11 protein-coding genes are annotated in these 14,301 nt (G+C 40.8%); 6 read left to right on the forward strand and 5 right to left on the reverse strand.

Annotation, left to right across the window (positions count from 1 at the left end):
* The first annotated feature begins 474 nt into the window (after nt 1–474).
* Nucleotides 475–1,398: a glutaminase B gene (glsB, locus tag KZZ04_RS13955; protein WP_138527505.1), complete on the forward strand. Its 924-nt coding sequence runs from the start codon at nt 475–477 to the stop codon at nt 1,396–1,398.
* Nucleotides 1,399–1,413: 15 nt separating this feature from the next.
* Here the strand turns inward: glsB and KZZ04_RS13960 are convergent, their stop codons facing one another.
* Nucleotides 1,414–2,718 carry an inosine/guanosine kinase gene (locus tag KZZ04_RS13960; RefSeq protein WP_138527506.1) on the reverse strand — a complete coding sequence of 435 codons (1,305 nt, stop codon included), beginning with the start codon at nt 2,716–2,718 and terminating at the stop codon, nt 1,414–1,416.
* A 178-nt stretch (nt 2,719–2,896) separates the two neighbouring features.
* On the opposite strand from KZZ04_RS13960, the gene tadA reads away from it, so the two are divergent.
* Complete coding sequence (tadA, locus tag KZZ04_RS13965; RefSeq protein WP_058404912.1) at nt 2,897–3,394, forward strand: tRNA adenosine(34) deaminase TadA; 498 nt, start codon at nt 2,897–2,899, stop codon at nt 3,392–3,394.
* A gap of 10 nt (nt 3,395–3,404) precedes the next feature.
* Here tadA and KZZ04_RS13970 read toward each other — a convergent pair whose 3' ends face one another.
* Nucleotides 3,405–3,572 (reverse strand): hypothetical protein, encoded by a 168-nt coding sequence (locus tag KZZ04_RS13970; RefSeq protein ID WP_171034590.1) that lies wholly within the window; start codon nt 3,570–3,572, stop codon nt 3,405–3,407.
* Nucleotides 3,573–3,752: 180 nt separating this feature from the next.
* Complete coding sequence (gene mltF / locus KZZ04_RS13975; protein ID WP_138527507.1) at nt 3,753–5,168, reverse strand: membrane-bound lytic murein transglycosylase MltF; 1,416 nt, start codon at nt 5,166–5,168, stop codon at nt 3,753–3,755.
* 211 nt (nt 5,169–5,379) lie between these two features.
* Here mltF and purL point away from each other — a divergent pair, with 211 nt between their 5' ends.
* The 4 genes from purL to KZZ04_RS13995 all read left to right on the forward strand — a co-directional run bounded on the left by purL (nt 5,380) and on the right by KZZ04_RS13995 (nt 12,408).
* A complete protein-coding gene (purL, locus tag KZZ04_RS13980; protein ID WP_219423000.1) occupies nt 5,380–9,270 on the forward strand; it encodes a phosphoribosylformylglycinamidine synthase in 3,891 nt (1,296 codons plus the stop codon).
* 141 nt (nt 9,271–9,411) lie between these two features.
* Nucleotides 9,412–11,868: a YdbH domain-containing protein gene (locus KZZ04_RS13985; RefSeq protein ID WP_219423001.1), complete on the forward strand. Its 2,457-nt coding sequence runs from the start codon at nt 9,412–9,414 to the stop codon at nt 11,866–11,868.
* Between the two features lie 2 nt (nt 11,869–11,870).
* Nucleotides 11,871–12,068 carry a YnbE family lipoprotein gene (locus tag KZZ04_RS13990; RefSeq protein ID WP_138527568.1) on the forward strand — a complete coding sequence of 66 codons (198 nt, stop codon included), beginning with the start codon at nt 11,871–11,873 and terminating at the stop codon, nt 12,066–12,068.
* 10 nt (nt 12,069–12,078) lie between these two features.
* A complete protein-coding gene (locus KZZ04_RS13995; protein WP_138527569.1) occupies nt 12,079–12,408 on the forward strand; it encodes a YdbL family protein in 330 nt (109 codons plus the stop codon).
* 30 nt (nt 12,409–12,438) lie between these two features.
* Here KZZ04_RS13995 and KZZ04_RS14000 read toward each other — a convergent pair whose 3' ends face one another.
* Together KZZ04_RS14000 and waaA are read right to left on the reverse strand one after the other, a co-directional pair.
* On the reverse strand, nt 12,439–12,987 hold the full coding sequence (locus tag KZZ04_RS14000) for a DUF1415 domain-containing protein (RefSeq protein WP_138527510.1): 549 nt from the start codon (nt 12,985–12,987) through the stop codon (nt 12,439–12,441).
* 2 nt (nt 12,988–12,989) lie between these two features.
* Nucleotides 12,990–14,267, reverse strand: a complete 1,278-nt coding sequence (gene waaA, locus KZZ04_RS14005) for a lipid IV(A) 3-deoxy-D-manno-octulosonic acid transferase (RefSeq protein WP_138527511.1) — start codon at nt 14,265–14,267, stop codon at nt 12,990–12,992.
* Nucleotides 14,268–14,301: the final 34 nt, after the last annotated feature.

The raw sequence follows: 14,301 nt of genomic DNA on the forward strand, positions 1-14,301 counted from the left end.
TGCCGAACTCAGTAGTGAAACGAAACAGCGCCGATGATAGTGTAGCATTTGCTATGTGAAAGTAGGACATTACCAGGATTTAATTAAGAGACACCCGTTACAGTAATGTGACGGGTTTTTTACTGTCTGGGGTTTAGTAAAATAGCCAAGAGCTCATGCCGAACTCAGTAGTGAAACAAAACAGCTCGAAGGCGAGCCCCGGCCAACGATATTATCCCATTTGCTATGTGACTCTCCACCGCTGTGGGCACCACGACATTACTAGGATTTAATTAAGAGAAACCCGTTACATTAATGTAACGGGTTTTTTGCGTAAACGCACTAACTTAAAACGTCAACCCGTGCCTCACTAACGAGGTTAGCGTCTGCTTTTATCCCCAAAATTTAATAAATATTTTTCATTCAACTAAACTAGCTCGTTTAATCTGAGACATGGTAATATTTTCATTTACCTAAACCTATTTGAGGTGTTAATTGCCTACTACAGATTACCAACGTGTATTAAATGAAATCACTCAAGAAGTCGCCCCTTTATTGTCTAAGGGAAAAGTAGCCGATTATATTCCTGCACTTGCTGAAGTTGATCCTGAGCAGTTTTCTATTGCTATATATACTACTGAGGGTGACATAATTTGCGCAGGTGATTGTTCGCAGCGCTTTACTATTCAATCTGTATCTAAAGTGATGACATTAACTATGGCGTTACAGCGTTATGGTGATGAACTTTGGAGTAGAGTAGGTAAAGAGCCTTCAGGTACTGCTTTCAACTCGCTTACTCAGCTTGAATTTGAAAAAGGCATACCGCGTAACCCATTTATAAATGCTGGTGCTATTGTTACCTGTGATGCGCTTTATAGCCGTTTGTCTGCACCTATGCATTCTATGCTCGAAACATTCAGGTTGCTATCAGGTAACCGCGGTATTGTGATTGATAAAAAAGTGGCTAACTCTGAGTATGAATTTAGGCACCGTAATGCTGCTATGGCACATTTAATGAAATCATTTGGTAATTTTGAGAATGAAGTTGATGATGTGCTTTGGTCATACTTTAATTTTTGCTCTATTGAGCTTAATTGTGTTGAACTAGCTAAGGCATATAATTTTTTGGCAAATAAAGGCATTGATCAACTCTCTGGTAAGCGTGTTTTAAGTAGTCGTCAAAATAAACAGCTTAATTCATTATTATTTACCAGTGGTCTGTATGATGCTGCAGGCGATTTTGGATATAGAGTGGGTATGCCCGGGAAGTCAGGGGTTTCAGGTACTATTCTTGCGGTATTACCGAATAAATTTACTGTTGCAGTTTATTCGCCAGGATTAAACTCGTTTGGTAACTCAGTCGCGGGGATAGCAGCATTAGAGCTGCTATCTAAAAAGCTCGATATTTCTATTTTTTAGAAAGGTATAGGGAGCTTATTGCTCCCAATAAACTTGCTCTAAACAATCTTCACGCTCAGGCAAACCACGCGATAACCTCGGCGAGTGTTGCACAAGTACCTCATAACTTGCTCTGTTTGCATATTTACTAATTTGTGCAAGAGATGAATATGTAATGGCTTGTTGATCGTGCTTCGCTGAGTTTGCCACATTAAGTTTGTGATAAACATTTGCTGATAAATCATGTAGTACAGCAGCTAGGGCGCAATCGCCTGCACCATTTGTATTTTTGATTGAGTCAGGTCCGCCCATAAAAGGGGCCGTGTGGCTGTAAGCTCTTATAGGTTTTTCGCAATCAGCTTTACGCATAGCGCGTGAAAATTCATAACGGTTAAAGTCTGCAATAGCGCCTGGCAGTAGTGGATATTCAGTTTCACGTTTAAAGCTGTCATCAACGTGGCCTGCCATAAATAACCCTTTCTCACCTGCGGTACATATAACAAGGTCCACCCAGTCTAATGCTTTGTCTGCAGCTAAAAGCGGGTCTTCAAATCCTGTAATAGCAAAGCCTTCTTCTTCGTTCATAGCAAGAATGTCTACATGCTTTTCAACAAAGTTTGCCCACCATGCAGGATCTTGCTCTATTAAAAACTTAGTGCCTAGTGTTAGAACAACAGGAACGCCAGCATCATTAGCATATTTAACAGCTTGCATAGTTGCATCTGTCATGGTTTCGTCATCTTGTGTACGCATAAGGTATGCACTAATGACTAAAGCCGATGAGTTTTCTATTAACGATTTATCTATTGATTCTGGGCGTAGGTAATTCATTAAACCCGCACTGATTGCAAAGGTGCGTTCGCCCGTTTCATCAATTAGGGTAAAGCAACGGCCAATCGGTCCGTCAACAGGCTGTAAATAATCTAAATCTACACGGCTTGAGGTATTACATAAAAAGCGATATGCGTAGCTTCCTATTTTAATGTTTTCGCTCATTACACCTAATAAAACAGAGCGATCATCGGCAAGCACAGAGTAGTTGTGCATTGTGTTACCAATTGTTCCACCTGCAAACTCATAATCAACCATGTCGTTTAATTTTAAACGGTCGTACAGAGAATTTGTTATGTCACTGTCTATAACCTGTGACATGCCTCTGCGTAGTTGAAACTCATCAAGGAAAGCTTGATCAACTTTTGCTTCGATATCAACAACGATTTGATCGATACCCGTAATATAGCTACGTTGTAATCTATCTGTTGCGTTAAGTTGATTAGTTAGTGGATCTTTGGCTTCCACTGGAAAATAATGTTTATGCCTGCGGCGTCCAGGAAATTTCATTCGCTACCCGTGTTGTGAGCTAAATAAAAAAAGCGTGAGATTATAACGTAAATCAGCGGCAGTGAGCCATTATTAACAGCTAAATAGTGTTTTATTTTTGCAATAAAGTAATCAATGACACGCTTTAGGGTTTTAACTAGGTATAATTAAAGCATAAAAGGCAATTGAAGAAGAAATAATGAACAAGCCATTTGACGACGCTTATTGGATGGAGCAAGCGCTTTTATATGCAAAACAAGCAGAGTTGCTTAACGAAATTCCCGTTGGTGCTGTTTTAGTAAAAGATAATCAACTTATAGCGGCTGGATACAATCGTTCTATTACAGATAATGACCCTTCAGCTCATGCTGAAATGATTGCTGTGAGAGAAGCCGGTAAAGTGCTAAATAACTATCGGTTAATTGATTGCACCTTATATGTAACACTTGAGCCATGCTCAATGTGTGCAGGTCTGTTAGTACATAGCAGAATAAAGCGTTTAGTCTTCGGCGCCACAGATGCAAAAACCGGCTCAGCAGGTTCTATTATGAACTTACTGCAAGAACCAAGGCTTAACCATCAAGTTGAAGTTGTTAAAGGGGTATTAGCTGATGAATGCGGAAACACTATTTCTGAATTTTTTAAACGAAGAAGAGCACAAATTAAAGCAGCCAAAAAAGCTGCTCGTGAAGCTTAAAAATACGTTATCAATTGCCTACAGGTAGGGTGTCTGATGCTTCCATTTGTTGCATTGCAAACATTCTGCGACGCCATATTATTTTTTTATGTAAACCACGTAACATGATACGACGACGTGTTGCCGTTGAATAAATAACGTTTCTTTTTAATTTTTGCGTGCGTCTACGTTTTAGCATGTGTTCTCCTAATGCGTGAGAGTGAGAAAGGCACAAGGCATATCTTTGAAAATGTTAAGATATACAATTATCACACATTAGTGATCATTTCATGACAAGTAAACAGATATTTTAGTTACTCACTGCTTTAGAGTTGTAATCTTTTATAAATACTAAATTTACTACTAATTCATTGAACCGCTATGGCGATTCATTTTGTTTTATACTGCTGTCGCTATTATGCTCTGTAGTGGTATTTTCTTCTGTCATTGCATTGTTTTCATCAAGCCATACCAGTGCGTCGTAGTATCTGCGAATATTATCAACATAATGAACTGCAACGTCACCACGAGCATAGCCATAGCGTGTTTTACGGTAATAACGTTTTTTGATCAATAACGGTAAACGCTTTTTCACGTCGGCCCATTTATCAGGGCTTGCCCCTTGTTGCTGGGTGATAATACGCGCGTCATTTACATGACCCCAACCAACATTATAAGCAGCTAAAGCAAGCCAAGTTCTGTCTGGCTGAGGTATTCTATCAGGAATACGGGTTATTAATTTACTTAGATACTGAGCACCACCACGAATGTTTTGTTCTGGCTCAAGGCGATTAGTTACACCAACTTGTTTAGCTGTACTGCGTGTAAGCATCATAATACCACGAACCCCCGTTGGGGATTTAGCGCGAGGGTTCCACATCGACTCTTGGTAACTTAATGCTGCGAGTAAACGCCAGTCAAGATCCCCTGCGTATTGCTCAAACCATGGTTGATATGTAGGGAGCGTTTCTTTTATTGCTTCTATGTAAGCTAATGTATTCACATAGTTAAACTGGCGTACATGACCAAAATATTTTTCTTCGAGTACATAAAGTTGGTTGTTTTGTTTTACTTCACCAAAAAATGGCACGAGTAAGGCGTATAAAGAGTCATCTTTTGACTTGCGAAGTATCCACGCTATTGGATCATTACGGCTGACTGAAAAGCCAATACTTAAATTAGGATGATAGCGCCTAAAAAGCGATAATGTATGCGAATCGGCTAGGGTATAGTCTATTTCACCATCTATAACAGCTTGAAGTAGTTCCTCTTCATCAAACTCTTCACTCTCGGTCCAGGTGAGTGATGGGTTGTTTTTTTGCGCTTTTTGTAGAGTAAGAGAGTGACTGCTTTTGGCTATAACCGTAAAGTTACCTTCTAAATCGTCAAATTTACGAGGACGAACACGACCTTGTTTATATACTAATTTTTGGCTTATTGTTCTGTAGGTAGGGCCATAGCGGTATTGCTGTGCGCGCGTTTTATTGTATGTAAGGCCTGAGGCAATTAGGTCTAAGTCACCACTTTCTAAGCGCTCAAACATATCAGATAAATTAAAAAAAGGGACTATTTCCAGTTCAACACCTAAGTAATCGGCAAACGCTTGAGAAAGCTCATATTCAAAGCCTTGCTCGCCTTGCACTGCTTGATAATAATTACTCGCACTTGCCAACGTGCCCACACGTATTTTGTTTTGCTCTTTAATTTGGGCGAGTTGAGTTGGCTGTTCTTGCATATTACATGCACACAACAGCATAACTAAAGTAATGATTGTTATTAGCTTTTCTTTGAACATTGAGTGCCCCTTTAACACGCTAACACCCGTTATAACAAAACTTAATCATTTCGTCACTTTCCTATTTATTTTATTAGTAGGGAAGAGAATAAATAAAGCGTAAGAAGTTAATTTTATGAAAAGCGTAATTTGGAGTTAAATATGATGACTAATTGGACTATAATGCGTGCCTAAAATATCGTTCAATCCCTAACCCCGGATGAAATTATCTATGTTGATCCTTCGTGGTGCACCAGCACTGTCAGAGTTCAGAGTTAATAAAATTTTAGCGCGTTGCCAGCAATCGCAACTTCCAGTCACTAACGTATATGCCGAATATGCTCATTTTGCCGATTTAACATCGCCTTTGAGTGTTGATGAGCAGACCAAGCTTGAAAAGCTATTAACTTACGGTCCAACTATTGCCGAGCATACCCCAGCTGGCACATTAGTACTTGTTACACCTCGCCCTGGTACCATTTCGCCTTGGGCATCTAAAGCAACCGATATAGCGCATAACTGTGGCCTTAAACAGGTCCACCGTGTAGAGCGCGGTATTGCTTATTATATAGAAGGTGAGCTAAGTGCAGAGCAACTTGGACAAGTAACGGCGTTATTACACGACCGTATGACCGAAGCTACACACACTGAGCTTGAAGCAGCAGCGCAGTTATTCCGTAATGATTCTCCTCGTGAAATGTCATCAGTTGATATTTTAGGTGGTGGTCGCGAAGCGTTAGCTGTAGCAAATGTTGATCAAGGTTTTGCTCTTGCCGATGACGAAATAGACTACTTAGTAGAGAACTTTAAAAAGCTAGGTCGTAATCCTAACGACATAGAATTGTTTATGTTTGCACAAGCAAACTCAGAGCATTGTCGTCATAAAATATTTAATGCTGATTGGACAATTGATGGCATTGAACAGCCAAAATCGCTGTTTAAAATGATCAAAAATACTTTTGAGCACAACCCTGAAAATGTATTGTCTGCTTATAAAGATAACGCAGCCGTAATGAAAGGCTCAAAAGCGGGTCGCTTCTTCCCGAATGCGCAAGGTGAATATGCGTATCATCAAGAAGACATTGAAATATTAATGAAAGTTGAAACCCATAACCATCCAACAGCAATAGCTCCTTTCTCTGGCGCGGCTACCGGTTCAGGTGGTGAAATTCGTGACGAAGGTGCAACAGGGCGTGGTTCTAAGCCAAAAGCAGGTTTAGTTGGCTTTACGGTTTCTAACTTACGTATACCAGGTTACGAGCAACCGTGGGAAAGCGACTTTGGTAAGCCTGGTCGTATAGTCAATGCCCTTGATATTATGATGGATGGCCCACTGGGCGGTGCTGCATTTAATAATGAGTTTGGTCGTCCTAATTTATTAGGTTATTTCCGCACGTACGAAGAAAAAGTAACAAGCCACAATGGGGAAGAGGTACGTGGTTACCACAAACCAATTATGCTTGCCGGTGGCTTAGGAAATATTCGTTCTGATCATGTTCAAAAAGGCGATATTCCTGTAGGCGCAAAACTAATTGCGCTAGGCGGCCCTGCTATGAACATTGGTTTAGGCGGTGGTGCAGCATCAAGCATGGCATCGGGCCAATCAAACGAAGACTTAGACTTTGCTTCAGTCCAACGTGAAAACCCAGAAATGGAACGTCGTTGTCAAGAAGTCATCGACAAATGTTGGCAGTTAGGCGACGAAAACCCAATAGCATTTATTCATGATGTAGGCGCTGGTGGTTTATCAAATGCGTTTCCTGAACTGGTAAACGATGGTGGCCGTGGTGGTAAATTCCAACTACGCGATATTCCTAACGATGAGCCAGGCATGGCACCTCATGAAATTTGGTGTAATGAATCGCAAGAGCGCTATGTACTTGCTGTAGCTGTTGAAGACTTTGACCGTTTTGAAGCCATTTGTAAGCGCGAACGCGCACAGTACGCAGTAATTGGTGAAGCCACAGAAGAGCGTCATTTAACCGTAGCAGACAGCCACTTTGATAACAGCCCTGTTGATTTACCGCTAGATGTATTATTAGGTAAAGCGCCTAAAATGCACCGCAATGTAACATCTCAGCAAGTAACTGGTACTGCCATAGATGCAAACGCTATTGACGTAGCAGATGCTGCGCAGCGCTTATTACGCTTACCTACCATTGCAGAAAAAACGTTCTTAATTACCATTGGCGACCGCTCAGTTACCGGTTTAGTTGCACGGGATCAAATGGTTGGCCCTTGGCAAATCCCTGTTGCTAACTGTGCAGTGACCGCGGCAACGTACGATACTTATCACGGTGAAGCCATGTCACTGGGGGAGCGTACTCCGGCGGCACTATTAAATTACGGTGCTTCGGCGCGTTTAGCGGTGGCTGAATCGTTAACTAATATTGCCTGTGCAAACATTGGCAGCCTTGAGAACATTAAGCTATCTGCTAACTGGATGGCCGCAGCGGGTCACCCAGGTGAAGACGCAGGCCTTTACGAAGCCGTAAAAGCGGTTGGCGAAGAGCTTTGCCCTGCACTTGGTTTAACTATACCTGTAGGTAAAGATTCTATGTCGATGAAAACGACATGGAAAAACGAAGACGATAGTGCTGAGCAATCAGTAACGTCGCCGTTATCGCTTATTATTACAGCCTTTGGCCGTGTTGATGATGTACGTAAAACAGTAACGCCACAGTTACGCACTGATAAAGGCGACACATCGCTTATTTTAGTTGATTTAGGTGCTGGCAAAAACCGCATGGGTGCATCAAGTCTTGCACAGGTTTACAAGCAGCTTGGTGATGTTACACCTGATGTAGATAGCCCTGAGTTACTTAAAGGCTTTTATAATGCTATGCAAGCACTTGTAGCAGATAGCAAACTACTTGCTTATCATGACCGTTCAGACGGTGGTTTATTTACTACCGTAGCTGAAATGGCATTTACAGGGCACACAGGTGTAACCGTTGATTTAGCGGGTTTAACTGGCTCAGACTTAGAAGCACTTTATAACGAAGAGCTTGGTGCAGTAATTCAAGTGGCTAACAGCGACTTAGAGGCCGTAAATGCAGTGTTTGAACAACACGGTGTATCTGCAATTAGTCACGTGATTGGCTCGCTTAATAGCGACGATAGCATTGTATTTAACCGCGGCGAACAAACGGTACTTAATCATACTCGTACTGAATTGCGTACTATTTGGGCCGAAACAACGTACCAAATGCAAGCACGTCGTGATAATCCTGATTGTGCTAAACAAGAGTTTGATGCCAAGTTTGATGCAAAAGATCCAGGCTTAAACGTAAAACTTAACTTTGACTTAAACGAAGATATAGCTGCGCCATACATTGCGACAGGTGCTAAACCACAAATGGCTATTTTACGTGAGCAAGGCGTTAACTCGCACCTAGAAATGGCTGCTGCGTTTAACCGTGCTGGTTTTGCTGCTGTTGATGTACACATGAGCGATATCCTCGAAGGGCGTTTAACCCTTGAGCAGTTTAAAGGCTTAGTGGCATGTGGTGGTTTCTCTTTCGGTGACGTATTAGGCGCCGGTGAAGGTTGGGCTAAGTCTATATTGTTTAACGATATGGCACGCGATCAGTTCCAAAATTTCTTCCACCGTGAAGACACCTTTAGTTTAGGTGTGTGTAATGGTTGCCAAATGTTATCAACGCTTAAAGAGTTAATTCCAGGTACTGAGCATTGGCCTCGTTTTGTCACTAATAAGTCTGAGCGTTTTGAAGCACGCTTTAGCTTAGTAGAAATACAAGAGAATCCGTCTGTGTTCTTCAGTGGTATGGCTGGGTCGCGTATGCCAATTGCTGTATCTCATGGTGAAGGCCATGCTGAGTTTGCAAATGATGCTGCCACTCAAGTTGCGCTTGAAAGCGGCACTGTCGCGGTTAAATTTGTAGATAACTACGGTAACCCGACAACGCAATACCCGGCTAACCCGAATGGTTCACCAGAAGGCATTACGGGTATTACTTCTACTGATGGCCGTGCAACAGTAATGATGCCGCACCCTGAGCGTGTATTTCGCGCTGTAGCTAACTCTTGGCACCCAGATGAGTGGAAAGAGGATAGCCCGTGGATGCGTATGTTCCGCAATGCACGTAAAAATGTAGGCTAGTGATCACAATCACTCCCTATACAAGCTAGATTCATAATCTAGCTGTAAAATAAAAAAGGCTGCCTGTGCAGCCTTTTTTGATTGCGTAGATTTAAAATTGCGATAGTTTGTAAGGTATTAATAAAAGCTTATAAGGATAGTATGTTAAAGCGCGTTGGTTTAATTATGGGTACTGTATTGCTAAGTGTAGTTTTGCTTGGCTATGTATTTCGTTTGCCACTATTACAATGGGCTGTAGCGCCTCAACTTGACAAAGCGGGTGTTACTTTAAGTTGTTTAGACTTTTCGCTTACCAGCAAGCTAAATGTGCATGTACAAAAAGCGTGCTTGAGTTACCAAAATCAAGAGCTTGTTGTTACAGGTATTACCGCAAATACTCGCCATGTTGAAATTAAACATGCGGCGCTTAATATAAATCCACTTCCTCAAAGTGATAAAGCAAGTAGTCCCGCAACAATTTTAGATTTAGCCCTGCCCGAAAAAAGGCCAACAATTACAGTTGAGCAACTAAGTATAAACAGTGAGTTTTTAAATCAGCCTTTAATTTTAAGTATTAACGAGCCTAAGCTTAACCAGTTTGTAGTAAGTGGTGCTTTAAGTGCCAGCGCAACGCTTTACAATAATAAGGTACAAGGGCAGCTTAAAGTTAGTGATGAATTGCTTAAACAATTACTTAAAACCGATAACACGTTATTTAGTGGCCTTAGCTTTAATACATCGCAAGCATTTGGCTTTAATGGGATAGAGGGAAGCTCCACTGGGAGTTTGCAGGCGCGGTATGACTATAAATTCAAAAACTGCGACATTAGTAATATTACTAAAGGGGTGCTAAGCACTGCGTATAATTTAAATACCCAAAAGCTTTCACTTGACCCAAGCAAGCTTAAAAATAACGTAATGCTTAGTAATAATTGCCAATCTCTTATTCCTGAAGGTGATTACAAGGCCTTTGCAGTTAAGCAACTTCCCCTTAATTGGCACTGGGCTTTACCTAAACCAATAAGCCTAGTAGATAATAACTTAACCTTGCCGTTAATAACGCTTACAAGCGATGAGCAAACAGAGCAAGAGATAGACATAACCTTTACAGATACGTTCGTTAATACTGCTACACCGTTGCAAAGTGCGCGCACGCAGCTTAAAGCGCAGCTACACACTGACGATATAAAGGCTGTAGTGCTTAATACGCAGCTTGAAAACACACAACTAAGTGGCAATTACGATATTGCGCTTACCGCTTTGCCTGAATTTTTACCGGCTGAGGCTAATAATATTAAAGCCAAAGGGGATTTTACAGTTACTCAACTTATTGAGTTTAAGCCCGTAGGTAAAGTAAGTACTACCTTTAGCTTTGACAAAGCCGTTGCTTATGGCACTACTATTAACACTTACACAGGTAAACTAGTGGCAAGTATGAGTGAAAAGCTCGATGCAAGCGTGGTTTTAAAAAGTGAGTTTAAAAGCGCTCAATACGATGAGTATAAGCTCACTGGTATCAACAATACCCTCAGTGCAAAGGCAAACTTAGGCGTGGGTGAGTTATTTGCTCATTTAGCAGCGAATACTCAAATAAGTACACTGACAAGCTCGAGCATTGATTTAGAAAATATAAACGTGGATTCAAAGGGCATTCAAAGCCGAGCGCTTAAAGCGTCTCATCATGTATTTGTAAACGGTATAGAGCTGGTGGCTAATCACCATATTTCTAAAGTAGAACACCCGTTTGAAGTAATAGTCCCGCAGCAAAATGTACTTTTGCTAAATTCAATTGTTAGCCAATTTGAGCCGTTAGCTCAACTCACTCAAGGCGAGTTTGGTGGGCGTATTAGTGGCGATGTTAACTTACAAAAAGCTAATTTTAATTTAACTATTGATGATACCAGTGCGCTTTATAACGATTACTTAGCTAACCAGTTTAGTGCGCAACTTAGTGGGCAATATGATTCAGGGCAGCTTAATGTTGAGCCAACTACCTTTAACCTCAATGAATTAAGAGCTGGCGCAGTAGTTAATAATATTAATGGCAAAATAAAAGTGGTTAACAATAGCGCGCAAGCATTTGATATAAGCGGTAATGTGTTTGATGGGGTATTTGAATTAGATAAATACACGCTTTTAAAATCGCAGCAAACAGCTAATGTTACTTTTAAAGATATTGATGCGAGTAAGCTTATTACCCTTGATGACAAGTCGGGAATTACCTTAACGGGCCGATTAAAAGGGTGGCTGCCCCTTCATTTTAGTGACAGTGGCGTAGAGGTTACAAACGGCAGCTTATTAAACCAAGGTGAAGGTAAGCTTATTATTAACAATAACGAAGCGTTTGACTCTGTTATGCAACAGCAACAAGAATTACAACCTGTACTGGGCTTACTTAAAAACCTTGATATACAAAAACTTAATAGTACAGTGGCACTTAAAAGTGATGGTTGGTTAAATTTAGGTGTTAACTTACAAGGCTTTAATGCGCCACAACAGCAGCAAGTTAATTTTAACTATAACCACGAAGAAAACGTGTTTACGCTACTTAGAGCGCTAAGATTAAGTGACGAAATAACACAAAAAGTTGAGCAGCAATATTCTCAAAAAGGAAACTAATGATGAAAAATTTGTTAAGCATTAAGGCAATCATTGCCCTTGCTGCTATTAGCGCACTAAGCGCATGTACACACAGAGTAGAGGTGGCAGCGAAAGAGCCAATAACTATCAATCTAAATGTAAAAGTAGATCACGAAATTCGAGTAAAAGTAGATAAAGAACTCGATACCCTGTTCAGTGACGACAGCGAATTATTTTAGGAGCTAAATGATGACTATAAAAAATAAATTAAGTATTGCCACTCTAGTAAGTGCGGTATGTTTGTCGTTTTCGGCGTGGGCGATTAGTTTAGATGACGCTAAAAACCAAGGCTTAGTGGGTGAGAACAGTTCGGGTTATTTAGGCTTAGTAGTACAAAATAGCGAAGCTAAAGCTGTTGTTGAAGAAATTAACGCAAAGCGTAAAGCTCAGTATTTAAAACTAGCTAAAAAGAACAATTTATCGCTCGCCCAAGTAGAAGCACTCGCAGCGGCTAAAACAATCGAAAAAACCCAAAGTGGTCATTATGTTGAAGTAAATGGCAGCTGGGTTAAAAAATAATATTGAATTTGATACTTAAAAACCGAGCGTTTATGCGCTCGGTTTTTTTATGCCTTCTAAAAGCTGCTGCCAAAAGTCGATGCCTTTTCGCCTTGCAAGTTTAATATTGTGCTCAGGGATAGATTCTGGCTCGTCATAGCCTTCAAGCGCTTCGCTCATACTTAGTTCGCGTATTAAATGTAGTGTAGGGTAAGGAGCTCGGTTTGTGTAATTTGCGGCATCATCTTCATCGCTGTCGGCAAATACGTAGTCAGGGTGGAAATTAGCAATTTGATATTTACCTTCAAAGCCCTGTGCAACCAGTAGCGCATTGGCTAAATCAACTAAATCTAAAAAGTCTTCAAAATCACTAAAGCCGTTATCAAACAATATTAATGTAGTTTCGCGCTCTGGATTTTGATCAAGCTGAGTACATTGCTCAAGCATATCCATTACCGCATCATCAATTTTTACTGCTGGGCTAAGCACATAATGAATGCAGTTGTTCTCAACTTCTTTGCGGGCAAATGGGCAAAAGTTATATTTTACAATAACCGACGATACCCACTCACGGGTTTGAGTAATAGCTAAATTGGTCATGCTTATGGCTCTAAATACTGATTAATTATGGTTAATGTTTTTTTAATGGCGCCTTGGTTTTTTAATACGCACTGCTGCGCTTTATTCCCTAAAGTTTGGCAGGCTTTAGTGTTTTGGCTTAAATTAATTAACTGTGTAGCAAGCTCATCAGTGTTTTCAACAACCACAGCCCCCTTTAACTTTATAAGTTCAGGGTAGATATGATCAAAGTTATACGTATATGGGCCAGTTATAACACCAACTGAAAAAGCTGCAGATTCAAGTGGGTTATGCCCGCCGCGGCGAATTAAACTACCTCCTACATAACTTACATTACCAGCGCCATATAAACATTGCAGTTCGCCAAGTGTATCGGCCAATAGTACGTGTTCGTTTTGATAGTTATTGTTGCTGCGACGACTAAAGCTAAGTGGGCTTTGAGCTAACGTGTCGGCTACTTTATCAAACTGTTCAGGGTGTCGCGGGGCAATGATTAAAAGTGCATTTGGGTACTTTTTTAATAGTTGCTGATGGGCGTTTAATATCATTTCGTGCTCAAGTGGGTGAGTCGAGCCTGCCACCCATACAAAACGCTCTTGAGTTTTATACACGAATTTAAGATTTGCCACTTTAGTCAGTTGTTCGTCGCTTGGCGTAATGTCGAACTTTATTGAGCCTGTAACATGGCTTTTTGAGGGGGGTAAACCTAGCTCAATAAACCGCTCGGCATCTTTTTTATTGTGACTTGCAAGTACCGTGATTGAACGCATAATTATTTGCGTTAACTTGGTAACCTTTTGATACCCTTGTTGCGATTTTTCGCTCAAGCGTGCATTAAGTACCAGTACCGGAATGTTCTTTTTATGGCTTATTGCCATTAAGTTTGGCCAAAGCTCGGTTTCTAATATGCATAGTGCTTGTGGGTTAATACGTTTTAAAAATCGGGCGGTCGAAAACGCAAAGTCCATAGGTAAATAACTACACGCCACGGTATTTTTAAACTGATTAATTATTTGCTCGCGCCCTGTAGGGGTATTGCAGGTAATAAGTATATTAAGCTGGGGGTGTTGTTTTTGCAGCGCTTTAATAAGTGGTGCAGCTGCAAGTACTTCACCTACAGAGGCGCAGTGCACAACTAACGGTTTGCTTTTGCTTGTAAATAAGCTTTTGCTCACAAAGCCAAAGCGCTCTTTAAAGTGTGCGCGGTAGCCTTTGTTTTTTTTACCTCTTAATACATATAAGTAAAATACAATCAGCGGGCTAATTAAAATTAAAGCGAATGAGTAAAAAATGCGTGCCATACTGAACTTTTATTGAGGTAAGTGCCCTTAGTTT

It is taken from the genome of Pseudoalteromonas sp. CR1 (assembly GCF_019392235.1).
Taxonomy (GTDB): domain Bacteria; phylum Pseudomonadota; class Gammaproteobacteria; order Enterobacterales; family Alteromonadaceae; genus Pseudoalteromonas.